Origin of the sequence: Pseudomonas soli, assembly GCF_900110655.1 — a bacterium.
Lineage (GTDB): Bacteria > Pseudomonadota > Gammaproteobacteria > Pseudomonadales > Pseudomonadaceae > Aquipseudomonas > Aquipseudomonas soli.
In genome coordinates this window covers 1-25,391 of sequence record NZ_FOEQ01000022.1, presented here as the reverse complement: position 1 = coordinate 25,391, position 25,391 = coordinate 1, and the positions used below count along the sequence as shown (strand labels likewise).

The window sequence follows — 25,391 nt, the reverse complement described above, 5'->3', positions numbered from 1 at the left end:
CGAAGCACCTCCGCAACCCTCTTGATCGATCAACTCATTGATATTCAAGGAGTTTTTCGTTCCGATGTCGCTGGAAGTGGGGCGCATTATAAGGGGATCTGAAACCCCGTCAACCGTTAATTTCATATATTTGCAATGTCCGGTTCAGGCTGATGAAGAGCCTGCCCGATCGGCAAGGGCTTGTTCAGCAGTACCCCCACCAGCAGCGCAAAGATCAGCGCCGCGACACCGGCACTGCACAGCACCGCCTCGAAGCCGCCGATGAGCGCCTGGCGCGCAAGTGGTGCCGCCACCTCTCTCAGCCTTGGGTCGAGCAACGCCAACGCGGCCTGCAGATCCCCCGCCGCCACCCGTATGGCCATCTCCCCCGCCGCCCCCAACGCCTCGGGTGCCTGAATCGCCAGAGCATCGCGCAGCAGTTGCCCACTGCGCGCCGCAAGGATGCCGCCGAGAATGCCTATGGCAAGGACGATGGCCCCAAAGCGCGTGGTGGTGCTCAGCCCCGAAGCCATACCAGTGCGCTCACGCGGTACGCAGGCCATGATGTTTTTTTGCGTATCGCCATTGAGCAGCCCGGCTCCGGCGCCCAGCACGACACTGGCCAGGGCGAACGCGGCATAGCTACCCTGGCCGGTGGCCCAGGCGCAGGCCAGGTTGCCCACCCCGACCAGGACCAACCCCAATGCGAATACCTGGGCCGGCGACAGGCGCGCAGCCATGCGCATGCCCAGCCGAGGCGTGAGCAGCATGGCCACGGCGAACGGCAGCATGCCCGCGCCCGCAGCCAAGGCCGACAGCTGCAAACCGCCCTGCAGGTACAAAGGCAGCAAAGTCATCATCACCTGCGCACAGGCGGCATAGGCGAACATCCCCAGCAAGGCACCGATGAAGCGCCCGCTGCGCATCAGGCCGAGGTCGACCATCGGCCGCGCCTGGCTGCGCTCGACCATCACGAACAGGCCAAGCAGGAACGCGGCGATCAGCAGACGCCCCAACGTGGGGGCGCTGTCCCAACCGACCCGATTGGCGTCGATCAAGGCCCAGATCAGGTAGCCCAGGCCACCGGCGAAAGTCAGGCTGCCCAGTGGATCGAACCGCGCCGCCGAACCGTCGCGGGACTCCTCGATGCTGCGTACGACCATGAACGCCAGCACGATCACCAGCGGCAGGTTGATATAGAAGATCCAGCGCCAGCCCAAGGTACTGGCGATCAGCCCACCGAGCAGCGGCGCGAAGGTGATGGTCGCGCCCATGCAGGCGCCCCAGAAGGCCCAGGCCCGCATGCGTTCCTGCGGCGCATGGAAACGGTGGCCGATGGCGGCCAGCGCGGCAGTCAGCAACAACGCGGCACCGATGCCTTTGGCTGCGCGGGCCAGATCAAGGAACAACAGGCTCGGCGCGGCGCCGCATGCCAGCGAGGCAGCGCCGAACAGCGCCAGGCCGAGCAGCAGCATGCTCCGCCTGCCGAAGCGGTCGGCCAGGCTGCCAGCGGGTAGCAGGCAGGCAGCGAACGCCAGCAAGTACGCACTGACCACCCATTCGATGTCGCTGAACGAGCCGGACAGATCGCGGGCAATGCTGGGCAGGCTGACCGCGACGATGTTGGTGTCGAGGATGATCACGGCGCACACCGCCGAGGCAGTGAACAGGGTGAAGCGTGGTGAGGCGGCTGCAGGCATGGCAAGGCTCCATTATAGAGAGCAGGCAGGTCGTCGCCGCTTTACCGCCACGACGCCAGCCTTGTAGTGTTGCCTCAACCATAACGCCGCAGGGCGCCCGGCTTGTTAGCCAGCACGTCCCGCGTCATTAGCGCCTGGCTAACGAGGCCCCATGGAGATACGTCACTTCCGCTACTTCCTTGCCGTCGCCCGCCACGGCCACTTCACCCGCGCTGCCGAGCAACTGGGCATCGCCCCGCCGACCCTGAGCCGGCAGATCCAGGACATGGAGCGTGAGCTGGGCGTGCGGCTGTTCGAACGCAGCCAGCGCGAGGTAAGCCTCACCGCCGCCGGCCAGGCCTTGCTCACCGAGGCCGAACAGGCAGTGCAGCAGTTCGACGCCGCGCAGTTGGGTGCGCAGCGTGCCGGTCGCGGCGACAGTGGGCGGATCGAGCTCGGCTACGTTGCCTCGGCGGCTTACTCCGGTACCCTGCAGCAACAGGTCAGTCGGTTTGCCCAGGCCTGTCCCGGCATACAGCTGAACATTCGCGAAGTGCCCATGCTCGATCTCCCCTCGCTTGTCGAGGAGGGCCAACTCGACCTCGCCTACTTGCGCTCGCCGATGGAGCTGTCGCAGACCCTGAACGCCATCGCCCTGCATCAGGAAGGTTTCGTCCTGGCGCTACCGGCCAGCTCGCGCCTCAACGAACTGAAGACCATCCCGGCCTCACGCCTGGTCGACGAAACCTTCATCTTGCCCGAGCAGATTTCCGGCACCCTGGCAATTGCCAGCCAGGGCAGTTTCACCCCGCGCCTGGGGCCGCAACCGGGCAGCCTGGTGGCGGTGCTCACCCTGGTGTCACTGGACCAGGGCGTGGCCGTGGTACCGGCGTCGGTGGTCCAGCGCATCAGTTTGCCCCAGGTCAACTACCGGCCCATCGCCGACGCCCAGGCAAGTTCATGGCTGAGCCTGGTGCACCGCCGCTTCGAAAAGTCGCCCGCGGTGCTGCGCTATATAGAAGGAGTGCGCCAAGGTGCCGAATGATCACCTACGTGCCGGCTATCGGGCACTGCTGGTGTTGCTCGCCTGCCTGGCCTGGCCCGCGTGGGCCGGCGACACCATGCAGACGGTGACGCTGGGCAAGCCTGTGCCCTACCCTTTCTTCACCTATGCCAATGCCAGGCTCGACACCCGCCTGCCAGTCCAACATGCAGTGATCGTGCTCCATGGCGTGCACCGTGATGCCGACCACTACTATCGCAGCGGCCTGACCCTGCTCGGCAATGCGGGACTCACCCAGGACGACACACTGCTGCTGGCCCCCCGCTTCTTCAGCGAAGACGATCCCCAGGCAACGCCCACTCCGCCCTTGTGGGTGAAAAGCCAATGGTTGCAGGGCCACGAGTCCGTGGCCGGACGTTCCGGCATCTCGGCATTTGCCGTGCTCGACGACCTTCTCGCCTACCTTGCCGATCGTCATCGATTTCCACACCTTGAAGACATCACCTTGATCGGCCATTCCGCCGGTGGCCAACTGTTGCAGCGCTACACGCTGCTCGGCACCGGCGACCAGGCGCTGCGAGCCCTTGGCATCCATGTGCGCTACATTGTCGCCAGCCCCTCCACCTATCTGTACCTGGATGCCAACCGCCCCCTTGGCGAAGGCTTCGACCCTTTACCTGCCGCGCAGTGCGCCGACTACGACCGTTACCGCTATGGCCTGCCAGGCGCACCGGACTACTTCGTCACGCAGCATCTCGATGCCCGCCAGGTGCTGGGCCGCTACGCCGCACGCGACGTGACCTACCTGGTCGGCGAGCGCGACCGCCACCCCCACAGCCGGATCATGGACCGCAGCTGTGCAGCCCAGGCCCAGGGCAGTGACCGGGTCGAGCGGCAACTCAACTACCTGCGCTACGAGGCTTTCCTGGCCCAGCGCTGGTCGATTGCGCTCGCGCATCGTCAGTACGTACTGCCCGGAGTCGGCCATGACCCCGCCCGCCTGCTGAGCGATCCAGGCGTTGCCCAGCTGCTTTTCCCCGGCCACTGACATTCCACCACGCCGCGCAGTACACTCGGGCCCTCCCCCTTTCGGAGACGTCCAAGGTGCATCACGCAGGAAGCGATGAACATCCACCGGCACGTGCCCGAGCTGGCGCGGTCATCTGGCTTACCGGACTCTCAGGTGCGGGAAAGTCGACACTGGCCCAGGCCCTGGCCCGAGAGCTCCATGAGCTGGGACATGGCTGCTACGTGCTCGACGGTGATGTACTGCGCACAGGGCTGAATGCCGACTTGGGTTTCTCGCCCGAGGATCGCCACGAAAACATCCGCCGCACAGCCGAGGTGGCGGCGCTGTTTGCCGATGCCGGGCTGATCTGCATTGCCGCGTTGATCTCGCCCTATCGCGCCGGACGCGCCACCGCGCGCCAGGCCTGCAAGGCGGGCTTCCACGAAGTGCACGTCAAGGCTGATCTGGCCACTTGCGAGGCCCGCGACCCCAAGGGCCTGTATCGCCGCGCCCGAGCGGGAGAGCTGCCGGCCTTCACCGGGATCGATGCGCCCTACGAAGTGCCGGAGCGACCGGAGCTGGTGGTGGAGACGGCAAAAGTGCCGCTGGCGATAGCCACGGCGCAACTGCTGGCGTACGTACAGCAGCGGGTACTGCACCAAGCGCAGTAGGCGCGGGCTGACCCCGCGCCTGCTGGTTGCGCTCAACTGCCCGGGGCGATATCGCCACGCTGCCAGCGTGCCTCGTTGTTGCCCAGGGCCTGGGCAATGTCGGCGAGCTCGCCGGACGGCAGGGTCTGCGGCAGCGGGTCGAGCCCGGCGCTGGCGAACACCTGGCCATAGCTGTTGCGCAGTTCGGCATAGGCCAAGTCGCGGCGCAGGTCGGCCTGCAGCGCATTCAGTTCCCCCTGGATCAGCTCCAGCTCGCCAATGCCCTGCGCCTGGTGGCGATTGCGCAGTTGCTCGACGATCTGCTGGTCAAGGGCGACCAGTTGCTGGCTGGTGGCGAACTGGCGGCGAGCTTCGTTGTAATTGGCATTGGCCACGTAGAGCTGGGCCAGGATGGCCATCGACATCGCCTGGCGACGCGCCTCGACCACCTGCTCGCCGGCCTTGGCCACATCGATGGACGCCGGCCCCGATAGCACGTTGAACAGGTTCCAGGTGACCTTGACGCCATAATCGGCCCAGTGCTGGTTGGTCAGGAAGCTGTTGCTGTCGTAGTGCCCGCCCGCCGAGAACTCCAGCCCCGGCAGCATGCGCAGCATCGACTTGCGTACCTCGGCGGCGCTGATGCGGGCCTGGTAGTCCTGCTCGCGCAATTCGGGGCGCGTGGCCAGGGCCTGCTGCTCCAGCGCTTCGAGGCCTACCTTGAGCTCCGGTACACTGTAGTCATCGGTGGCGGCGAGGGTCAGCTCGCTACCCGGCGGCAGGTTGATCAGCGCCCCCAGTTCAGTCTTGGCCAGCGACAGCGCGCGACGCTGTTCCTCCAACTGGCGGGTGGCCTCGATCAACGAGCGCTGGTAGTTGAGCGCCTGGATCGGGTCGCCGATGCGCTGGTCACCCATGCGCTGGCTGTTGTCCCGGGCCTGCTCGACCCGCACCATCAGCGCGTCGATCTGCTTGAGCAGGCGCTCGGCGGCGACCGCACGCCAGTAGGCCGAGCGCACGTCCTGGATGATGGTCTGCACCACCTTGCGCCGGCGTTCCTGGACGATCAGGCGCTGATCGCCCTGTTGCTTGGCGCTGACATAGCTGACACCGAAGTCGAGCACGTTCCACACCATGGTCAGGTCGGCCACGTCGCGGTCGCGGTCCTGGGAGGTCGATGGCTCCAGGGACTGGGTATTGGTCAGTACGCTCTGGCTGCTGGATGCGCTGACGTTGCTGCGCCCGGCGTAACCGGCAGACAGGGCCATGCGCGGCAGCATGTCGAAGGTGGCCAGGTCGACCTGGCGCTGGGCCAGGGCTTCCTCCATGATCTTGAGGCGTGCCTCCAGGTTGTACTTGACCGCACGGGCCATGGCCTGGTGCAGGGTCAGCGGCCCGTGCAAGGCCTCCTGGCCCTTGAACATGCTGGCAAGGTCAGCCCGCGCCCGCTGCTCGCTGACGCTGCGGTCGATGGGCTGGGTCTTGACCGCGCACCCTGTTACCGCCAGTGCCAGTACGCTTACCGCAAAAATCCTCGATGCTCTGCTCATCCCTGTCCGCCCCCTTGGTACGGCACTGCTTTTCTTCTAATTGGATTGCTCGCGTGCGCAGGCTCAGGCCTGCGGCACGGGTACCTCGACCTGGCCCAACGCCTGCGCCAGTTGCCTGGCCTGGTGTTGTTCCCCCTCCCGGAAGGCCTGCAACTGCTGCCCGAGGGTCGGTGCCCCGGTCAGGCCCTTGCCCGCCCCCGCCTCTGCCCCCTGGCGGAATGGCTTGCCACCGCTCAGTTCATACTGGCCACCGTCATCCGGCAGCGTCTTGTCGAAGATGTTGGCCAGGCTGCTGGCCCCGAAGACATTGGCGTCACCGCCACCAAAGCCGAGGAAACCGGCCCCCGAACCGTTGCCGATAGCGCTGTCGGCGTGCTGGCCGGCGAATACCTGGGACAGGTAGCTGGGCGCCAGCGCACCGTTCTGGATGAACAGATTGCCCAAGGTCGGCAGACCGCCGCCCACTGTCGGCACTTCGAACAACGGCTGTGGCAGCAGCGGCGACTGGAACGGTGCCGTTGCCGGCAACGGTGCGATCACCACTGGCGTGCCTGGGCTGGCCTGGCCCGGGCGCGCCGGTGGATAAGCGCGGAATTCCGGATCACCGTCGGTAGACTGCAATGTCACGCGTTGGCCGGCGAAGCCGCCGACCAGGTCGTTGCCTGCACCATCGCGAATGCCGGTGCCACTGGCCTTGAGCCCAAGGGCCAGGCCACCACTACCCGCTACCCCTGCGACATTGACCTGCCAGGTATGACCGTCGAGGCGTACCAGCGACTGCAGCGTGCCGCTGGCGTTGCCGCTGGTCAGCAGTTCGAAGTCGCCCAAGTCCACACCGCTGACATCCTCGCTGAAGGTCACGGTAAAGGACTGGCTGCCCGGCGTCGGCGACGGATTCGCCACGATCGAGACCACGCTGGGTGGCGTGCCGTCGACGATGACTCCATGGGTATCGCCAATATTGTTCAGCCCCGGTGTCAGTTGGTTGCCGGCCGCATCGTGCAGACTCGCGCCATTGGCCGACAGGCCGAGCACCTGGATGCCGTCGGCATCGTTGTCGCCGGCCTGGATCTGGTACTGGAACACCAGCGTCGGCGTGCCTGAACCGGCCACGAAATCGGCGTAAACCGTGCGCCCGCCGACATCCAGGGCAAGCCGCGGCACACCGTCGACCAGCACCGCTTCGCTGGTGTTGACCACGAAGGTGAGCACATCGCCCGTGTTATAGGGGACGCCGACCGGCACGCCGACACTGCTCACCGTGGGGGCGTCGCGGTCGATGTTGTATGTGGCGCCGGTCAGGCCACCGACCAGTGCGTTACCGGCCACATCAGTGATACCCGTGGCACTGCCATTGAGGTTCAGGCCCAGGGTGCCGGTGCCGTGCACGCCACTGACGGTGATCACATAGACTCCCCCGCCCAGCGCTTGCAGGCCGCTGAGCGCACCGCCGGCCGAGCCGGTGCCGACCAGGCTGAAATCGCTGAGGTCGACGCCATTGACCTGCTCGTTGAAGGTCACGGTGAAGCGCACGCTCTGGGCGTTGCTCGGCGACGGGTCGAGGGTGACGATGCCGACCGCGCTCGGCGCCTGGGTATCGACCAACACCTGGTGGGTATCGGCCACGCCATTCAGGGTCAGGTCCATGGCGTTGCCCGCGGCGTCGACAAGGGTCGCGCCATTGGCGGCAAGGCCAGTCACGGTGATGCCGTCAGCGTCGTTGTCACCGGCCTGGACGACGTACTGGAACACCAGGGTCGAGGTGCCGGCGCCCGCCACCAGTTCGGCAAACACCGCGTGCCCGCCGATATCCAGAGCCAGGCGCGGCGCCCCCGTGACCTGGACCGCTTCGCTGGTGTTGACCACGAACACCAGCGAGTCGCCGGCGTTGTAGGAAACCCCCGCCGGGCCACCGACGCTGGTCACGCTGGGAACGCGGGTATCGATGACATAGTTGTTGGAGTCGGTACTGCCCACCCCGGCGTTGCCGGAAGACACCCCGACCACACCGCTGTTGTCCAGGGTGATCAGGTTACTGGTGTCCTCAACCTGACTGCCAGGTGTCAGGGTCGCGGTCCAGGTGATGCCGCCGTCGCTGCTGCTCAACCCGCTGAGGGTGCCGTTGGCCACCGTCAGGTCGGCCAGGGTGAAGCCACTGACCGCCTCGCTGAAGGTGATCGTCACCAGGCTCGACTCGCCCGTGCGCAGGGCCGTGTCGGCAACCACGACAGTGGCGGTGGGGACGACGGTGTTGACCGTGTAGTTGGCCGATGAGGTAGTGCCGACTCCGCTGTTGCCGGCCAGGTCGGTGTAGCCGGTGTTGTTCAGTACGATCAGGTTGGTGCCGTCCTGCACACCGGTGCTTGGCGTGAAGATGGCGGTCCAGGTGATACCGCCGTCGGCGCTGGAGAGCGCGCTCAAGGTGCCGTTGGCCACGGTCAGGTCGGCGTTGCTGAAGCCGGTTACCGCCTCGCTGAACGTGATGGTCACCAACGAGGTTTCACCGACACGCAGATCGCTGTCGGCCATGACGATGGTGGCGGTCGGGCGCTGGCTGTCGATGGCGTAGTTGTTCGAGTCGGTGCTGCCGGAACCGGCGTTGCCAGCGGTGTCCGTCACCCCGCTGTTGTCCAGGGTGATCAGGTTGGAGGTGTCGGTAATGCCGGCGGTCGGCGTCAGGGTCGCAGTCCAGGTGATACCGCCGTCGTTGCTGCTCAGTCCGCTCAGGGTGCCGTTGGCCACGGTCAGGTCGGCGGTGGTGAAGCCGCTAACCGCCTCGCTGAAGGTGATGGTCACCAGCGACGTCTCGCCAATCGCGAGGCTGCTGTCGGCCACCACGATGGTTGCGGTCGGGCGTTGGGTGTCGATGGCGTAGTTGTTCGAGTCGGTGGTGCCGGAGCCGGCGTTACCGCTGCTCGTCCCGACCACGCCACTGTTATCTAGGGTGATCAGGTTGCTCGCATCCTGGATATTGCTGGTTGGCGTGAAGGTGGCGGTCCAGGTGATGCCGCCGTCGGCGCTGGACACCGCGCTCAGGGTGCCATTGGCCACCGTCAGGTCGGCATTGGTGAAACCGCTCACCGCCTCGCTGAACGTGATGGTCACCAGCGAGGTTTCACCGATACGCAGCGCCGCATCGCTTACCACCACAGTGGCCGTGGGTTGCAAGGTGCTGACGCCGTAGTTGTTGGAGTTGGTGGTACCGCTGCCGGCGTTGCCGGCCAGGTCGGCCACCCCGCTGTTGCTCAGGGCGATCACGTTGGTGGCGTCCTGCACGTTCACCGAAGGGGTGAAGGTCGCCGTCCAGGTGATGCCGCCGTCACTGCTGGAAAGCCCGCTCAAGTTGCCATTCGGCGCCGTCAGATCGGCCAGGGTGAAGCCAGTGACCGCCTCGCTGAAGGTAATGGTCACCGTGGTGGTCTCGCCGACGGTGAGATTGTTGTCGGCGACCACGATGGTGGCCGTCGGCCGCTGGGTGTCGATGGTGTAGTTGTTCGAGTCGGTGCTGCCGCTACCGGCGTTGCCGGCCAGGTCGGCCACCCCGCTGTTATCCAGGGTGATGAGGTTGCTGGTGTCGGTGATATTGCTCGACGGGGTGAAGGTGGCCGTCCAGGTGATCCCGCCGTCGCTGCTGGACACCGCGCTCAAGTTGCCGTTGGCCACGGTCACGTCGGCATTGCTGAAGCCAACTACTGCCTCGCTGAAGGTGAAGGTCACCAGCGACGTCTGGCCGATGGCCAGGGTGGGGTTGGCCACCACGATGGTCGCGGTCGGGCGCACGGTGTCGATGGCATAGTTGTTCGAGTTGGTGGTGCCGCTGCCGGCGTTGCCGGCGGCATCGCTCACCCCGGTGTTGTCCAGGGTGATGAGGTTGGTCGCGTCGCTGATGGCGCTGCTCGGAGTGAACGTCGCGGTCCAGGTGATCCCGCCGTCGCTGCTGGAGACAGCGCTCAGGGTGCCGTTGGCCACCGTCAGGTCGGCATTGGTGAAACCGGTCACGGCCTCGCTGAAGGTGATGGTCACCTGCGACGTTTCACCGATGCTCAGGCTGCTGTCGGCCACCACGATGGTCGCCGTCGGGCGCTGGGTGTCGATGGCATAGTTGTTCGAGTTGGTGGTGCCGCTGCCGGCGTTGCCAGCGGCATCGCTCACCCCGGTGTTGTCCAGGGTAATGAGGTTGGTCGCGTCGCTGATGGCGCTGTTCGGGGTTAGCGTCGCGGTCCAGGTGATCCCGCCATCACTGCTGGACACGGCGCTCAGGGTGCCGTTGGCCACCGTCAGGTCAGCATTGGTGAAGCCGGTCACGGCCTCGCTGAACGTGATGGTCACCTGCGACGTTTCACCGATGCTCAGGTTGCTGTCGGCCACCACGATGGTCGCCGTCGGGCGCTGGGTGTCGATGCTGTAGTTGGCCGAACTGGTGGTGCCAGCACCAGCGTTGCCGGCCAGGTCGGTGACGCCGGCGTTGTTCAGGGTGATGACGTTGCTGGCGCTGGTGATGTTGCTGGTCGGGGTGAAGGTGGCGGTCCAGGTCTTGCCGCCATCGCTGCTGGCCACCGCGCTCAGGGTGCCGTTGGTCACCGTCAGGTCGGCATTGGTGAAGCCGCTCACCACCTCGCTGAAGGTGATGGTCACCGTCGCCGTCTCACCCACTTTCAGGGCCGTGTCGCTGAGGCTGATGGTGGCGGTTGGCGGAACCGTCTCGTGTATGGCCACCGTGACCGACGCCGCGCTGGAAGTGGCACCGTCGCCATCGTTGATGGTGACCGACAGGGTACGGGTGGCCTGGCCGATGCTGTTGGCGGCATTGCTGTTGTCGTAGGTGAGGTTGCGCACCACCGCCTGGACCGCCGCCGCCGTGGCATTGCCGTTGAATGTCAGCACCAGGTTTGCGCCCCCCGTGCCTCCGGTGTAGGTGCCGATGGCCACGCCGCCGTAGCTGACCGTGTTGCCGCTGACGCCGATCTGCCCGACGCCATTGCCCTGGTTGCGAATGCCCAGCACATCTTCGCCGGCTACGCCGTTGGCGCTCACCGCCACGGTCAGGTTGCCGCCGGAGAAGTCGGCCGAGTCGCTGTCGGTAACGGTGGCATTGCCGCCGCTGTCGAGCAGCACCGAGCCAGCGCCTTGGGTGAAGGTCTGGCTGTCGCCGTTGAGGTTGGCGATCACCGGCGCGGCGTTGAGTGGCTGGACCACCACCGAAGCGGTGCGGGTGGTGCTGCCCATGTCGTCATTGACGCTGACCGTCACGCTGCGGGTGCCGCTGGTGTATGCCCCGGTGCTGTTGCCGTAGGCCACCACGGCGAGGATCGAGCGGTACTGGGCCAGGGTGGCCACACCGCTGAGCGACAGCACCGTGGTGCCGGAGCCGCTGATGGTGATGCCGTAGCTGGCCGCGGTGGCGATCTGCCCGGCGCTGAGCGACAGGGTTTCGTTGCCGCCGTCGAGCACGCCACCGAGGGTCAAGGTCGCGCCGCTGACCTGGGTGTCGCCGTCGGTCTGAGTGAGGCTGATATTCGGCACGATGGCCACCGGCGTGCCGGCGAAGTTGACCGTGCTGTCGTTGCCGCCGGTGCCGGTGTCCAGGTCGACCACCGGCGGCGCCGAATACAGCACCTCGTAGGCGCCGATATCAACGCCACCGCCACGGGGCCGGTCGAAGCCGCGCAGGTCGGTGAGCGGTGCGCCGGCGAGGGTGCCCTGGTCGATGGCGTTGCTGGCGGTGCTGGCCAAGCGGTAGTCACCGGTGGCGGTGTTGACGAAGTTGACCGCGGTACCGATCAAGTTGGTGGTGCTGGTGTAGCCGCCGCCAACGCCACCATTGGTGGCCGCATCGAGCTGGGTGCCGTTCACGGTATTGCCGGTGAGAATGCTGTTCTGCACCGTCACCGTGCCGGCCTGGCCGCTGACCCAGCCGAGGCCGCCCGAGGTGATGCTACCGGTACTGGTGTTGAGGAACACGTTGTTGGCGATGGTGCTGTTGGTGATGCGCACCGTGCCGCCGCTGTTGCTCAGCACGATGATCGAGCCGGCCGCCACCGTGCCGGTGGCGCCGTAGGTGCCGGTGTTGTTGTAGATGGCGACGTTTTCCAGCACGTGGTTGTTGGCGCCGCCCAGGCGCACGAGCGTCGACATGGCGGTGCCGCCGACAATGCTGGCGCTGTTGTCGTGGATCGTGGTGTTGCGCACCACCACGGTGGATCCTGCGGTGGTCGCCGAGTTGATCACCGTGCCGGCGTTGCTCTCGAAGTTGGAGTCCTCGACGGTGATCGAGCCGCCGTTGGCGCGGATCGCGCCGCCAGCAATGTTGCTGGAGAAATGGCGGAAATCCAGGTTGCGCACGGTCAGCACGCCCCCGCCGTTGCTTTGCAGGCCCGAGGCTTCGAGGGTATCGCGGGTACCGTTGTTGTTGACGTCACCGCTCAAGATGATGTCGCCCTTGCCGTCGCCGTCGACATCACCGTTGATAGTGATGTTGCTGGTCACCGCCAGTGCCGTGGCCGAGGACCAGCGGATGGTCTGCCCTTTCAGGTTCTGGTGGAACACGATGATGTCGCTGCCGCTGCCTGCGGCCGAGCCGTCCACCGAGGTGTCGGTGTTCGCGGCCTGGATGGCCTCGGCCAGGGACACCTGGCCATCGTTGGTGATGGCCGACGCATCGGTGGTGGTGACGGTGATGGTCGCAAGCGAAGTGTTGAAAGCCGACAGGTTGCCACGCTGCACGCCGACGTCCGTGGCAACCACCCCGGAGACGGTCTCCAGCGCCCAGTCCTCGCCGGCGCGGTTACCGGTGGCGTCGGACGAAGCGCCTACATCCGCACCGCTGAGCCGCGCCACTTCGTTGACGAACAGCTGGCCGTCGCTGCCGGCCCCGGTGTTGCAGGCAAAGAACCGGATGTCACCGCCCGGCGCCAGGCTGTTGCCAATACGCGCAAGGTCCGCGCCGTGGCTGGCCAGCTGGTTGGCCCAGATGGCGTTGCCGGCCAGGTAGACATAGCCCTTGTCACCGTGGCTGATGATATCGATCGAGGTCACGTCGTTGCGGCCATCGAGGTAATCGGCGATCTGCTTGAAACCATCCTTGCCGTTCTCCAGCACCACCACTTCGACCCCGGCGGGCAGGCCGGCAATGAGCTTCTGGTAGTCGCTGACGGCGGAGTCGACGAATACTACTTCGTGGTTGCCCGAAGCTGCCGTGACCGGCGCGGTGGCGGGCGCCGCCTCGTGGACGGGCTCGTGGGTGGCGCTGTCGCGGGTGCTGGCCGCATCGCTCGCGGCGCTGGTGTCCTTGGCCACGCTGGCGGCTGCGACTGCTTCGACCGCCTGGGCGCCCTGGTCGGCGACCACGCCCACCGAGGCGTCGAACATCATGCGCGGCTCCAGGGCCTGGATGAGGCTCGGGCGGCTCGTGGAAACGTTGGGTGTGTGGGTGTCCTTGCCGCGTTTCCAGAATGCCATGATGCCCTCGCTCAGCCCTGGGGCTGGTTGTGCGTGCCGCCCTTACGGGTGAGGACGGCCTGTCCTTGTTGGAAAATCCTGAACGGACGACGGGGCGCCGATGTGCGCCCCGCAGCCCTGCTTGTTGCCTATCCGGCCTCAGTTGCGGGACGGGAACAGCCCTTCCACTGCAATGATGAAGTTGATACCCAGGTAGGGGTTTCGGATCGAGAAGGGCTGGCTTTGCCCCGTGGTCGCACCGGTGCTGGCCGGAATGGTGAGGTTGAACGGTTTGAGCGTCGTGTCGCTGGCGGTCGAGGCATAGATGTCGATCGCAGCACCGGAGCCCGTGGTGTCCTTGGGCTTGGCCAGCACGCCACTGGTCGAAGGTGCGGGCAGGTCAGCATCGCCTTCCGCTGCGGGGATGGCGACCGACACCGTGCTGGCCGGGATGATCACGGGTTGCGAGGCCATGTTCAGTGACGTCAGGCTGGCCGTTGGGGCACCTGCCACCTCCCCTAGCACGACATTCGGCAACCCCGGCCCCGTCCCTTGCTGGATAGGCGCCCGGCCACGCAGGTCAGGCAGTGCGAAAGTGGTCTGGCCATTGCCACCGTAGGTCGTCCCGAGAATCGAGAACAACGCGGTGTTCTGGGCGATGCTCAGAAGCTGACCTTGGCAGAAGGCCCAGCCCCGAGGGGCGAAGTTGCCTGCGAACAAGGTGATCTGACCGAGGAACGGCTCACTCATTTGCTGCTCTCCTATGACAACACTGCGAAGACGGGCCCCATGGCCCGCCGGACATGACGCGTGTGGCGGACGCCCTCAGAGCGGCCGGTCTACGTGAAAAATCGCTTCCAGCACCGGGCGCCCATCGTCATCGGGGCTCACCGGGGTCATCAACAGCAGCCAACCTTGCTCGCCTGGCGGCGACAGGCGGAACACCGCCTGCGGCAGCTCGGTGCCGGCCGGCAGGGCGAATTCCGCCGCATAACGCTGGTGACGCGGCGACATGGCCGGTCCTTCGGTCACGGCCAGCAGTTGCGCCTGGAGCGCCTGTTCGTCGCTGATCCACAGCTGGAAATGGCTGCCGGTGGCCTGTTGCAGTGCGTCGAACGTGGGCATGGCATGCATGGGTCTGGTCCTTCAGGCGCGTATGGCAGTGGTGAGCGCCGCTCGGCGCATCTTCAGGGACAGGCCGGTCTCGCCGACCACCTCGAACCCGCAGCGCTGGTAAAGCCGCAAGGCCGGGTTATGAGGGGTGACATGCAGGCCGGCGCTGAGGCCGTCGGCATCGGCGTGTGCCAGCCACTGCCCGAGTAACCGGCTGCCGATGCCGCGCCCGCACCAGACGGGCAGCAGGGCCATGTCGATGAACTGCACGTGGCTGTCGGTCCAGTGCAGGTAGACGCGGCCAATGGGCTCGCCCGCCACTTCGATGATGAAGAAGTCGGCGTCGGCGAACTGGGCCTGGTAATAGTCGTGCTGGGCTTGGAACTGCTGGTCGAGGAACACATTGATGGCGGCCTGGGGCCACGGCAGCAGGGCCATTTCGGCGGCACGAGTGGTGCCGTAGAGGGTGCGCAGGAACGCCCGGTCGACGTCCACGATGGGACGGAGGCTCACCTCGGAAATGGACATCGGGTATGGCTTCCCTGCATAAGGTTACCCCATGGTGAGGGGCGCACATCCAAGTGAATTGTCCTACACAATCTGCAGCAGCGTAGCCGAAGATCAAGGCAAATAGCCACTACCCGAACAGGGTCTTTTCAACTTTTTTCTCAAACACCCGTTCGAGGTAGTTTGACGCCATTTCCTAGACGTTTCGCAACCGTATGGATTCCAACGCGTTGTAAGGCGCCTGGGCCCAACGGATGACCGCAGCCCGTATTTCGTCGTCGGCCTCCTCGCGCTTGCGCTGGCTGTCGGCGCTGAAGTTCATGGCCGGCTGCTTGGCGTCGAAGGCCGCGACGGCGCGCAGGTCAGCCACATCGCCTGGCTGGATGCCGAACAGTGGCCCGAGGCGTCCCCAGACGGCGTCGGGCAATTCGCTGTAGTTCACCGCGATGGCACCGTGGCGTTCGCACAACGCTAGGCCAGCCGTGAGGATTTCGCCAATCATCCGGCAGGTGTATTCCACCGTGTCCATGGCTTGGGGGGCGGACAGCAAGTTGTCCAGGCCCGAAGCGCCGAGTAGCCCCGGCACCCGGTGCATGCCCGCCTGGCGCAGTTGCGAGACGACGATTTCCAGCGGGTCACGATAGAGAAACACCCGAGGCACGTCGGGATACAGCGCCGTCAGCAATGATGCGTCGAAGATGTTCCAGGCATCGAGCTTGATCAGCAACTGGCGCTCGTCGCCCCGACGACGCTGACCGTAGGCCGAGCAAAGCGCCCGCAATGCATCGGCCTGCCAGGCGGCGGCGGACGGGTCCTGGCGCGCGGCACGCAACAGGTTGTCCAATGGCGGCGGCTCGGACAGCACGATATTTCGCGCTTGGCTGGCCAGCAATTGGGCGATCAGCGTCGAACCACAGCGTGAAGCGTGAAACACCAAGGCCGAGGGCGTCAGCCCCGGGCTACGGGCGTGCCAATCGAGCAAAGCTGAGACATCGGTGTCGCGGCGCATAGCCTGGTTGAACGGCAGGCGTAACGCCTGGTCGACGTCATCGCGGAAAAACGGGCGGGTCAGGCGCTGTTCGCCGAACCAGCACCAGTCCACCCGCCATCCGGCGTCGCCTTGCCAGAGGCGGATGGGCAGCCAGCCGTGAAAATCCATCGGGGTATTCACACTCGCCATTGATCGCTCCATGCCTGCTTGCCCCGGCGCATCGCGCCCAGGACCTCTGCCTCGGAAAACGCCAGCCCTAGCTCGGCACCAAGGCGCACCGCCTCGGCCACGAAGGCCCGAGGATCCTCCAACGCCTGTAGTTGCGCAGCCAATGCCGGCGCCTCACTCACCTGCTGGCGAAACCGTTCGAATGCCTGCCCGGCCCTGCCGGGTTGCAATGCCGGCGTCTGCGCCAGGCCTTCGTCGATCAGCGCCAGCAGCCAAGGGTCGGCCGCGCAGTCAAGTACCAGGTGGATACGCTCACCGGGCCCGGGGTTGTTGACCCGGTGGGGGCGCGACAGGTCGATGAACCAGCACTCGCCTGGGCGCATCGGCACTTGCAGGCCATCCACAAGAAACTCCACGCCCGGGGGGCTCAGCAGCGGTATATGCAAACGCAGGCAGCCGCCTGGGCGCCCGAGGTCAGGGTCACGGTGCTCGTGGATCCGCGCCCCCGCCCCCAGGCGAAGCAGGCGGGCGGCGCGCAGCGATGCCTGGAAGGGTGCAAGGGCTTGCTGCCAGGCCGGCTCGCCTTGCCACCAGGCCAGGCTTGACGGCGAGCCTGTGCCTGGGGCCAGCGGCAACGGCGCGTCCTCGGCGGCGACCAGCGCCACACCGCTCCAATCACCTTCGTGGTAGCCCCGGTTGAAATGCGCCTGCCAGGCATGAGTGTCCAGCCGGGTCAGGGCCTGCTGCAACGCGGGCAGGTTCGTGGGCAAGGTAAGGCGGGAACACAGTGGCAGAGCGGTCTCGGTCATGCGGGCTCCTTGCGTCGGCATTGTCTTGAACGGCATTCCTGGCGATGGATCGCGTAATTACGACGGGAGCCTGGCGGGAAAGGCCGCCTAAAACCCACTCTCACGAACCCCCAACGCCGCCAACCGTCGCCAGGCGGCCCCCAGCAACGACTCGCGCGCGCCCTCCAGTACCACCAGCCCACGCAACGGCTGCGCCACATCGGGCACTTCGCCCAGCGGGCTCAAATGTACGCCGTACTGGGCCTGCACCGGCTCCGCACGCTGCTGGCCATCACGTCGCACGGCTACCGGGCCATGACGGTCGGAGGCCAGCGCTTCGAGCTCCAGCACGGCAACACCGGTGACATCCACCTGCTCCACGCGCACCGGCAATGCCGGGCGCGCCGGGTCATCGGCGATGAAGCGCCCTTCGCTGCCGGCCGCCACCCGCCACAGGTCGGCCTCGGCCAGGTAGCCGCGCAAACGCAACCCTGGCTCGACCAGCCGGCCCAAGGTCTGTGCCGGACTGACCCATTGCCCCGCTGCCAGGCCGGCCGGCAGGTCACGCAACACACCGTCGCGGGGCGCGCGCAGTTGCAAACGCTCACGCTGGGCGGCCAGGCCGCGGTACTCGGCCACGGCTTCGGCCAGTTGCTGCTCGAGCACGCCAACGTCCGCCGCCGTCTCGCTGCGCCCGGCCTGACGGCGCAATAGCAGCTGCAGGATATCGATCTCGCGGCGCACGATGGACTGGCGCGACGTCAGGTCAGGCGACTCCAGTTCCACCAGCAGCTCGCCCTGGCGAACCGCCTGCCCTTCGCCCACCGGCAAGCTTTTCACCCGTGCCGCCACCGGCGCATGCAGGGCGCTGACGCGGGACGCCTCGAGCATCGCCGGCACGTCCACCGCGCCACGCCAGGGCAGCACCAGCACGGCCAGCAACAACGCCAGCGCGGCCGCCACCCGCAGCGTCTTGCCCGGCGCCGCCTGGCCACGGTGCAGCCACCATTGCCGCAACTCCTTGTACACCGGCAAACCGATGAACCAGGCCAGCTCCACCAGCATCAGGAAGATGCCCAGCACCTTGAAGAACAGGTGATATACCGCCAGGGCAATACCGAAGAACAGCACCGCGCGCCACAGCCAGGCGCCATAGCCCCACACCAGCAAACGACGGCGCATGGTCGGCGACCAGGCTTCCGGGGCCGGCTCGCCATAGCCGAACAGCGCCTCGCGCAGTCGCCAGCGACACAGGGCAAAGGCGCGGTTCTGCAGGTTCTCGACCCGCCACAGGTCGCTGATCAGGAAGTAGCCGTCAAAACGCATGAAGGGGTTGAGGTTGACCAGCAAGGTGGTGATCCAGGTGGCGCTGGCCAGCATGAACGCCGCCGTGCGCGCGGGGCCGTCAGGCAGCAGCGACCAGGCCAGCAGCGCCAGCACCGCCAGCAGCAGCTCGGCGAACACCCCACCGGCATCGATCAGCAGCCGCGCACGGCGGTCGCTGACGCGCCAGGCATCACTGACATCGGTGTAGAACATCGGCAACAGCACCATGAACGCCAAGCCCATGCTCTGCACTCGGCACCCGGCTCGCTTGGCCATGAAGGCGTGGCCGAACTCATGGCAGAGCTTGGCGAACCCCAGCGCCACGCCAAAGGCGAGGATGCCGCCGAGGCTGAACAGGTGCGGGAACGTGGCGATGAAGCGCGACCAGTCGCGAATCACCAGGAACACACCCAACGCCAGCACCAACGGCAGGGCGTAGCGCAAGATCCAGCCGCCATGGCGTTCAAGCACCGGCCATGCGCGGTTGAGGAAGGCATCCGGGCGCCACAGCGGAATCCGGAAGAACAGGTACTGGTGCAGCACACGGGTCCACAGGCTCTGCCGGGTGGCGGCGGCCTTGGTCGCATAGCTTTCGCGCTGGCGGGCATCTTCGGCGCCGATCAGGTCGTGCTGGCCGAGAAACAGCAAGAGCTCTTCCAATGCCTGCTCGTCGACTGCCAGGCCAGGCTCGGCATTGGCGGCAGCCAGCACACGTTGCGGGTCACCCAGGCGCCAGTGCTGCAGCAGCCGCACGGCGCCACCGCCCAGCTTGAAGTAACGCCCGCGCAGCGGGTCGGCCAGGGTCCACTGCGGCGCGCCGTCATGCCCGGCCGCCGCCGGCGAAAGTTGCAGGTCGGCGCGCAGCGCTGGCAGGGTCACAGCCCCAGCCCCTGACGCAACGCAGCCAGCGGGCGACGCAGCAGGTAGTAGACCAGCGGTGCGCGCTCGCCATACACCTTGGCGGTACCGCGCAAGCCGATGCGCGGCGGAGCCTCGTCGAAACCGGCGTCCAGCCGATAGGCCAGTTGCCCGGCGGCGGTGGCCTGGGCCTCGTAGGCCGCGCGCTCCAGGCGGGCGCCATGGCGGTGCAGCGGGTCGCTGTCGAGGAACAACGCCACTTCGGCACCAGGCTGCAAGGCGATGGCATCGCCCACCGGCAGTTCCAGGCGCAGTTCGGCCTGCTGCGGATCGGCCAGTTGCATCAGCCGCTCGCCGGTCTGCACGGGCTTGCCGGTCCAGCGCTCGGCATCGGCGAACACCGCGATCCCCGCACGCTCAGCGCGAATTTCGCTGCGGCCGAGGAGCTGGCGGGCGTAGTCGAGTTCGGCGCGTTTCTGTTCCACACGGGCGGCCAGCAGGTCGAGGCGGGCATTGGATTCGGCATCGCTGAAGGCACGCTGGGTGCTGGCCTTGAGCTCGGCCTCGGCGACCCCGAGGGCGCGCTCGGCGACATCGACCTGGGCCTTGAGGGTGGTGGCGTCGAAGCGCACCAGCAGGTCACCGACAGCGACCGTCTGATTGGGCTTGACCAGGAACTCAGCGATCACACCGTCCAGCGGCGCGGCAACCACCCGCCCCGCCCGCGGCACGACCTCGGCCGGAGCCAGCACCGACTGGCGCACCGGCACCAGCAGCACCAGCAACGACATCCCCAAGGCCACCAGCAGGCGCCGCCGTGGCCAACGCAATCGCCAGGGTTTTGCCGGGCCCAAAGCCAGCCAGGCGTGGGCGTAAGTCTCCCCCAACTGATCGAGCAGGGCTTGCTCGGCGGGGTTGAACGCCTGGTCGCGGGCCAGCCACAGCCCACCGAACACTTTGCCCTGGCGATCGAGCAAGGGCAGCCAGAATGCGTGGGCGGCGGATAACGAGCGCCAGTCTGCCTGGGCCTGGGAGTCCAGCATCGTCGGCTCCACGGCCCCGGCCTGGGCCGCGACGCCGGCAGCCTGTAGCGTGTGAGCGGCACGTTCGACAAACGCCACGAACGGCGCATGGGCCTCGACCACACTGATGCCGGTCAGTGCCCGAACCTTGCCGGCGATCAGCAGGGCGGCATGGCGAAAACCGAACAGTGTCTGGCCATCGTTGACCATGTTGTAGGCCAGTTGCTCGGGACCAGCCGCCTGGCGGGCCTGGCGCTGCAGGCCGAGAAACAGTGCGAAGGCATGCTCGGCCACACCCGTGGCGGCGGCCGTCATGGTTGTGCGGCGAAGTGGGCGGTGCCGCTCATGCCGGCCAGCAGCCCCTGGCTGTCGCGGGGCAGTTCGCCGATCAGCAGCAAGGTCTGGCTGCCCTCGTCGATCCGGGCGCCGACGCGCTTGACCTGTGCTTGCAGCGGCTTGCCGGTTTCATCGGGAACGAACTCGAACGGCTGGCCTTGCTTGAGCTGCCCCAGCCACCGCGAGGGCACCAGCAGGTGGATCTCCAGCGAGCGGTTGTCCACCACCTCGAGCAGCGGCGAGCCACTGGCGACGCTTTCATGGGGCTGGGCCCGGCGCTGCACCACCCGGCCATCGAACGGCGCGCTGACCACGCAGCGCCTGACCTGCACCTGGTACACCTGTGCCTCGGCCTGGGCCTGGGCCTGCTTGGCCTCGGCCAACGACACCTCGAACTGACCGACCGACTTCAACGCGGCCAGTTGGCGGTTGTGGTTGAGCTCTTCACGGGCAGCACGCACGGCAGCCTGGGCGGCGTTGAGCTGGGCTTGGTAAGCGCTGCAATCGAAGCGCGCCAGGATGCTGCCCTGCTTGAAATCCTGGCCATCGGCATAGGGCATCTCGATGATGCGCCCAGCCAGTTCACTGGACAACACGGCCTGGTCGCGGGCCCGCAGTACACCACGGGGGTTCTGCCCGGCGCTGGACGCCACGGGTGCATCGAGCAAAGGGTCGGCGGGAGGGTCGCCGGCGTACGCCTGTGGCAGGTACAACAGACCCAGGGTCAAAGCCAGACGGAAACCGCGAAGCATGTTGCGCACTCCCTTGCGAGCTGATGGCAGGAGTGTAAGACAAAAGATGATGGCACGGATATATCACGCCGATGAAGATCCAGATGGCTCACAGTGCGCAAGGAGCAGGCCTAGGAGCCCGCTCCCACAGAACCCGCGCAGGCTACAGAGTCAGGTTCAGCCAGGCGACCGCGCGGCCACCGCCCGACGCCCATGCCCTCGGGTGGTGATGATGCCGAGGAACGAGATCATGATCGCCAGGCTCAAGGTGGCGCTGACCTCGGCGCGGTGTTCCTCGGTAAACATCATCACGGCCAGTGCGCCGCCGATGAACAGGATCACCGCCCAGGTCAGCCAGGGGAACAACCACATGCGGAACTTGAGGTTGGCGTTCTCGCGCTCCAGCCGCCCACGCATGCGCAGTTGCGAAATGGCGATTACCAGGTACACCAGCAGCGCGATAGCGCCGGAGCTGGCCAGCAGGAACTCGAACACGCCCTTGGGCGCGAAGTAGTTGAGGATGGCGATGGCCGCGCCGATCAGGGTGCTGCCGAACACCGCCGCACGCGGCACGCCAACCCGTGAAGTGTTCTTCAGCAGCGCCGGCGCATCGCCGCGCTTGGCCAGCGAGTACATCATCCGCGAGGCGATGTAGATCGACGAGTTCATGCAACTGGTCACCGCGATCAGCACCACAAAGTCCACCATCAGCGCGGCATTGGGGATATTCATGATTTCCAGCGCGCGCTGGTAGGAGCCCACCACCGCCAGCTGCGGGTCGTTCCAGGGCACCACCGAGATGATCACGAAGATTGACAGGATATAGAACGTACTGATGCGCCAGATCACCGAACGGGTGGCCTTGGCGATGTTGCGCGCCGGATCGCTGGACTCGGAGGCGGCGATGGTCACCGCCTCGGTGCCGATGAAACTGAACATCACGGTGATGAAGGCACCGACCACCGCCGACCAGCCCTTGGGGGCGAAGCCGCCATGCTCGTCGACCAGCGTGCTCAACCCGCTGACCTCGCGCTCCGGCAACCAGCCTGCCAGTGCGGCAAAACCCAGGCCGATGAAGCCGAGAATCGCGGTGACCTTGAGAATGGCGAACCAGAATTCGAACTCTCCGTACTTGGCCACGCTGAACAGGTTGGTGCAGGCCAGCAACAGCACCGAGGCCAGGGCGAAGATCCAGCTGTCTACCTGGGGGAACCAGGCGTTGAGCACATGCCCCGCGGCCAGCGCCTCGATGGGAATCACCAGCACCCAGAACCACCAGTACAGCCAGCCGATGGTGTAGCCGGCCCAACGGCCGATGGCCTGGTCGGCATAGGTGGAGAACGAGCCGGTGTCGGGGTGGGCCACGGCCATTTCGCCGAGCATGCGCATGACCAGCACCACCAGGGTACCGGCCACGAAATAGGACAGAATGGTGGCGGGCCCGGCAGCCGCGATGGCATGCCCGGAGCCGACGAAAAGTCCCGCGCCGATGATGCCGGCGATGGACAGCATCGTTACGTGACGTGGCTTGAAACCTTGAGCAAGGTTGCCATCAGTTCCCACGGTGTTCATTGGTCTTGTTCTCTTTTTACTGACACAAGGAAGGGACGGGCAGGCGTAGGCGAAACTGTCTCCTCGGCTAAGGGCGGAGTACGTTGCGCACGCTCTGTTACGGCCTTCTCATGCGCCCGGGGCAACGCACCATGGGGATGCGGGCTTCACTTTAAGCTGGGCGCGGCGCCAGCAAAATGCTCGAAAACGTCAGACAACTGTTCGATCACGACACCGCGTGCCCATGCACGTCAGTCAAGCCCCCGGACATGCCTGATTGCGTCAGTCGCCGCGCACATCCGGTGTGGCGTGGGAAATCTGCCAGTGCCCCTCGTCAACACAGTACAACCTTCTGCATCGCTTCATGCCGGCCAACCAGACCTGGCATTTTTGTCAGTTCACCCTATACCGGCGCGGTGCTAGCTTGATGCCAACCTGATCGGATGCACAACTGCGGATCACTGTTCAGCGGTGTGAGCAATGAACGAGGAATTGCCATGGCTACCAGCAATTTGCTGTCTTGCGACCACATGCAAAGCCCATTGATGGCGCAAACCGGGGCGAATCGTCTGTTCTGCGTCTACAACCCCTACGGCCATCGCGCCGAAAAGGCTGGTGACCCGGGAACAGGGTTTACCGGCCAATGCCGCGAAAGCCGGCAGGGCTGGTGTCTGCTGGGAAACGGTTATCGGGTCTACAACCCGGTGTTGATGCGATTCCACTCCCCGGATCAGGGCAAGAGTCCTTGGGGGCGCGGTGGAATCAACAGTTATGCCTACTGCCATGGCGACCCAGTCAACTTCCACGATCGTAGCGGTAGAGAACCGGGCCGCCTGAATTCAATGGTGAGCTCCGATTTTTACAGTAGTGCGAGTTGGTTTACAAACGTCGCTGCAGGAGCCATGCCGGCAATCGCTTACGGGGCGATGAAGTCAATACAGCTCTCTTACGGAGCAGAAGTTTCGCCGACCGATATGAAAATTTTTGGCGCAGGGGCAGCGGGAGCAGTAATTTTTATCGCTGGAGAATATATTTATCATTATCACGACCGCGACTTAGGCACGTTTTTAAAGGATATTGGAACCTCGACAGCCAATATCAGCGGCGTATGGGGGCTCGTATTACAACGCCGCGACGCAGCGACCGATCACTATTTAAGAGTGGCAGTGGGTGATCAAGAACTAGGCACTGACCCTTCCGCGCAGATAATCCGGCGTCCGCAAAGATCCTCGTTTCGTGTGGCAGGAGGGTTCGTCATCAGACGGCCGGTGACAATAACAGATAGTCCAGACACGTCATCCAACAGTTCAGACAGCCCACCTCAAACACCCGGTCTTTTGCGAAGCGTCATGGGCAGCTTGAACAGCATTTTCAGTAACGAGCCACGCCCCCCAGGGAATATCGATGAACTTTGATGCTTCGCCACCTGCCAGTGTTTCATAACGAAATTTGAGAATTCGGCTACGTGAGCAAATAGCATGGTCAAATTTTTCTATCAAAACAACTTTTTACAGTTCGAAATTGATGAGGGGCAGACTCGGGCATTCCTCCGCACACCGCTTGGTCCCATGGCAGTACTCAAGCAGTCTAACAATAGGATATGCACCGAATTATTGCCCATTGACAGATCTGGATCCGTGATAGATCCGTTCATCTATACCTGCTTCGGCGACTCGACAGTATGTCATTCCCAGCCCCCCTTGCTCGCCTTCAATGCCCAGCGCCCGGATCCCTTTACCAGATGCTATCTGCTTGGCAATGGCAGGCGTGTCTATAACCCTGTACTGATGCGTTTCCAGACCACGGATGCGTTTAGCCCATTCGAGAAAGGTGGCGTAAACGCCTATGCTTATTGCGAAGGTGATCCGGTGAACTGGCAGGATGAATCGGGGTTTGTTCGTGAGAGAACAGACCGTCTAACAACGGCAAGCAACACCCATTCCGTAAATACCGTCAACCCTCCCATAGGAACCGGTGCTCTCGTTCTCAAACAGAATGACAAAACAAAACATCAAGACTCAAATAAACGAAAAGTCAGTTTCTCCACAGAAATAACCACAGCCTCACCCATATTAATAGATTCAAAATTAGTCCAGCCGCTTTCAAACCTTACCAAGAAGCAACACCAAAAATTACTTGACAAACGCCAAGCAGTAAAAATCGACAAAAGTCGTACAAATTTAATTGCCTTGGGAAAAGAAAAGGACACTCTTAACAAATTAGAAAAACTTCTTTACATCGCAAGAAAAGTCAGTCAACCCGAAATAGTTTACGACTTTACAAAAGTAGAAAAAATCAGATTAGAAGAACCCTTTCTCGACGAATAAAAATATCGCCTCACACCAAGGCAAAATTGCGCCCTTGTACGGATCACCCACATGGGTTACACAAAAGTTCACTCACATAGGTGACAACACCTTGAGTGTTACATAACCATCAGTGGTATCCCGCACATCGACTCTGCCAAGGATGATGGGACCGAAAATAACATCCCAGACGCCATCCCCAACCTGCTCCAGTCCAATGGTCTGGTGCTTGAGCACATAACCTACGTAGATCCTCAAGCCCCGGCGATTGATGATGCCGGAGCTATCAGCCGGCAAGCTCTCGATATGACTGGGATAGGTCATTTCGGGGAGCTTTTCAGGGAATGCGCGTGGAGATGGCTGGTAGCAAGACGCCGGTGTTTTCTG

The 25,391-nt window shown here is 64.8% G+C and carries 17 protein-coding genes and 1 pseudogene; 5 read left to right on the top strand and 13 right to left on the bottom strand.

Annotation, left to right across the window (positions count from 1 at the left end; translation table 11 throughout):
- Positions 1-122: 122 nt before the first annotated feature.
- Positions 123-1,679 carry an MFS transporter gene (locus BMY03_RS25515; RefSeq protein WP_094012601.1) on the bottom strand — a complete coding sequence of 519 codons (1,557 nt, stop codon included), beginning with the start codon at positions 1,677-1,679 and terminating at the stop codon, positions 123-125.
- Between the two features lie 151 nt (positions 1,680-1,830).
- Between BMY03_RS25515 and BMY03_RS25510 the strand changes: the two genes are divergently transcribed.
- Genes BMY03_RS25510 through cysC form a run of 3 tightly spaced genes read left to right on the top strand, consistent with a single transcriptional unit; the run spans position 1,831 to position 4,341 of the window.
- Positions 1,831-2,703, top strand: coding sequence for a LysR family transcriptional regulator (locus tag BMY03_RS25510; RefSeq protein ID WP_038707308.1), 873 nt, complete (start codon positions 1,831-1,833; stop codon positions 2,701-2,703).
- Positions 2,693-3,709 (top strand): hypothetical protein, encoded by a 1,017-nt coding sequence (locus tag BMY03_RS25505; protein ID WP_232888219.1) that lies wholly within the window; start codon positions 2,693-2,695, stop codon positions 3,707-3,709. The genes BMY03_RS25510 and BMY03_RS25505 overlap by 11 nt, the downstream gene beginning before the upstream one ends.
- Before the next feature lie 56 nt (positions 3,710-3,765).
- Positions 3,766-4,341, top strand: coding sequence for an adenylyl-sulfate kinase (gene cysC, locus BMY03_RS25500; RefSeq protein ID WP_023631771.1), 576 nt, complete (start codon positions 3,766-3,768; stop codon positions 4,339-4,341).
- 32 nt (positions 4,342-4,373) lie between these two features.
- Here the strand turns inward: cysC and BMY03_RS25495 are convergent, their stop codons facing one another.
- From BMY03_RS25495 to gabP, 11 genes are all read right to left on the bottom strand, one after another.
- Positions 4,374-5,870: a TolC family protein gene (locus BMY03_RS25495; RefSeq protein ID WP_038707307.1), complete on the bottom strand. Its 1,497-nt coding sequence runs from the start codon at positions 5,868-5,870 to the stop codon at positions 4,374-4,376.
- Positions 5,871-5,933: 63 nt separating this feature from the next.
- Positions 5,934-13,328: an Ig-like domain-containing protein gene (locus BMY03_RS25490; protein ID WP_094012600.1), complete on the bottom strand. Its 7,395-nt coding sequence runs from the start codon at positions 13,326-13,328 to the stop codon at positions 5,934-5,936.
- Between the two features lie 138 nt (positions 13,329-13,466).
- Positions 13,467-14,057: a phage tail protein gene (locus BMY03_RS25485; protein WP_028692046.1), complete on the bottom strand. Its 591-nt coding sequence runs from the start codon at positions 14,055-14,057 to the stop codon at positions 13,467-13,469.
- A 75-nt stretch (positions 14,058-14,132) separates the two neighbouring features.
- Positions 14,133-14,441, bottom strand: a complete 309-nt coding sequence (locus BMY03_RS25480) for a DUF6916 family protein (RefSeq protein ID WP_094012599.1) — start codon at positions 14,439-14,441, stop codon at positions 14,133-14,135.
- A 12-nt stretch (positions 14,442-14,453) separates the two neighbouring features.
- Positions 14,454-14,948 carry a GNAT family N-acetyltransferase gene (locus BMY03_RS25475; protein WP_094012598.1) on the bottom strand — a complete coding sequence of 165 codons (495 nt, stop codon included), beginning with the start codon at positions 14,946-14,948 and terminating at the stop codon, positions 14,454-14,456.
- Between the two features lie 175 nt (positions 14,949-15,123).
- Complete coding sequence (locus BMY03_RS25470) at positions 15,124-16,107, bottom strand: sulfotransferase family protein (protein WP_094012597.1); 984 nt, start codon at positions 16,105-16,107, stop codon at positions 15,124-15,126.
- The gene (locus BMY03_RS25465; RefSeq protein WP_038707305.1) at positions 16,095-16,895 is read right to left on the bottom strand and encodes an aspartyl/asparaginyl beta-hydroxylase domain-containing protein; all 801 of its coding nucleotides are present in this window, start codon (positions 16,893-16,895) and stop codon (positions 16,095-16,097) included. Before BMY03_RS25465 ends, BMY03_RS25470 begins: the two co-directional genes overlap by 13 nt.
- A gap of 87 nt (positions 16,896-16,982) precedes the next feature.
- Positions 16,983-19,079 carry a site-2 protease family protein gene (locus tag BMY03_RS25460; RefSeq protein WP_094012596.1) on the bottom strand — a complete coding sequence of 699 codons (2,097 nt, stop codon included), beginning with the start codon at positions 19,077-19,079 and terminating at the stop codon, positions 16,983-16,985.
- Entirely contained in the window at positions 19,076-20,395 is a 1,320-nt protein-coding gene (locus BMY03_RS25455) for an efflux RND transporter periplasmic adaptor subunit (RefSeq protein ID WP_094012595.1), read from the bottom strand. Before BMY03_RS25455 ends, BMY03_RS25460 begins: the two co-directional genes overlap by 4 nt.
- Complete coding sequence (locus BMY03_RS25450) at positions 20,392-21,168, bottom strand: efflux RND transporter periplasmic adaptor subunit (RefSeq protein ID WP_038707302.1); 777 nt, start codon at positions 21,166-21,168, stop codon at positions 20,392-20,394. Before BMY03_RS25450 ends, BMY03_RS25455 begins: the two co-directional genes overlap by 4 nt.
- A 156-nt stretch (positions 21,169-21,324) precedes the next feature.
- Positions 21,325-22,719 carry a GABA permease gene (gene gabP, locus BMY03_RS25445; RefSeq protein ID WP_094012594.1) on the bottom strand — a complete coding sequence of 465 codons (1,395 nt, stop codon included), beginning with the start codon at positions 22,717-22,719 and terminating at the stop codon, positions 21,325-21,327.
- Positions 22,720-23,195: 476 nt separating this feature from the next.
- On the opposite strand from gabP, the gene BMY03_RS25440 reads away from it, so the two are divergent.
- Together BMY03_RS25440 and BMY03_RS25435 are read left to right on the top strand one after the other, a co-directional pair.
- Positions 23,196-24,113, top strand: a complete 918-nt coding sequence (locus BMY03_RS25440) for an RHS repeat-associated core domain-containing protein (protein WP_371041642.1) — start codon at positions 23,196-23,198, stop codon at positions 24,111-24,113.
- A 63-nt stretch (positions 24,114-24,176) separates the two neighbouring features.
- The gene (locus BMY03_RS25435) at positions 24,177-25,025 is read left to right on the top strand and encodes an RHS repeat-associated core domain-containing protein (protein WP_094012592.1); all 849 of its coding nucleotides are present in this window, start codon (positions 24,177-24,179) and stop codon (positions 25,023-25,025) included.
- A 72-nt stretch (positions 25,026-25,097) separates the two neighbouring features.
- On the opposite strand, the pseudogene BMY03_RS25430 reads toward BMY03_RS25435, so the two are convergent.
- Positions 25,098-25,391: pseudogene (locus BMY03_RS25430) on the bottom strand (IS481 family transposase); the annotation flags it as partial.

What these genes read in the sequence shown, in the direction of transcription:
- BMY03_RS25510 (WP_038707308.1), top strand. Translation starts at nt 1,831, where the DNA reads ATGGAGATACGTCACTTCCGCTACTTCCTTGCCGTCGCCCGCCACGGC.
- BMY03_RS25450 (WP_038707302.1), bottom strand. Translation starts at nt 21,168, where the DNA reads ATGCTTCGCGGTTTCCGTCTGGCTTTGACCCTGGGTCTGTTGTACCTG.
- BMY03_RS25490 (WP_094012600.1), bottom strand. Translation starts at nt 13,328, where the DNA reads ATGGCATTCTGGAAACGCGGCAAGGACACCCACACACCCAACGTTTCC.
- BMY03_RS25515 (WP_094012601.1), bottom strand. Translation starts at nt 1,679, where the DNA reads ATGCCTGCAGCCGCCTCACCACGCTTCACCCTGTTCACTGCCTCGGCG.
- BMY03_RS25475 (WP_094012598.1), bottom strand. Translation starts at nt 14,948, where the DNA reads ATGTCCATTTCCGAGGTGAGCCTCCGTCCCATCGTGGACGTCGACCGG.
- BMY03_RS25495 (WP_038707307.1), bottom strand. Translation starts at nt 5,870, where the DNA reads ATGAGCAGAGCATCGAGGATTTTTGCGGTAAGCGTACTGGCACTGGCG.
- gabP (WP_094012594.1), bottom strand. Translation starts at nt 22,719, where the DNA reads ATGAACACCGTGGGAACTGATGGCAACCTTGCTCAAGGTTTCAAGCCA.
- BMY03_RS25440 (WP_371041642.1), top strand. Translation starts at nt 23,196, where the DNA reads ATGGCTACCAGCAATTTGCTGTCTTGCGACCACATGCAAAGCCCATTG.
- BMY03_RS25470 (WP_094012597.1), bottom strand. Translation starts at nt 16,107, where the DNA reads ATGGCGAGTGTGAATACCCCGATGGATTTTCACGGCTGGCTGCCCATC.
- BMY03_RS25485 (WP_028692046.1), bottom strand. Translation starts at nt 14,057, where the DNA reads ATGAGTGAGCCGTTCCTCGGTCAGATCACCTTGTTCGCAGGCAACTTC.
- BMY03_RS25455 (WP_094012595.1), bottom strand. Translation starts at nt 20,395, where the DNA reads ATGACGGCCGCCGCCACGGGTGTGGCCGAGCATGCCTTCGCACTGTTT.
- BMY03_RS25465 (WP_038707305.1), bottom strand. Translation starts at nt 16,895, where the DNA reads ATGACCGAGACCGCTCTGCCACTGTGTTCCCGCCTTACCTTGCCCACG.
- BMY03_RS25435 (WP_094012592.1), top strand. Translation starts at nt 24,177, where the DNA reads ATGGTCAAATTTTTCTATCAAAACAACTTTTTACAGTTCGAAATTGAT.
- BMY03_RS25480 (WP_094012599.1), bottom strand. Translation starts at nt 14,441, where the DNA reads ATGCATGCCATGCCCACGTTCGACGCACTGCAACAGGCCACCGGCAGC.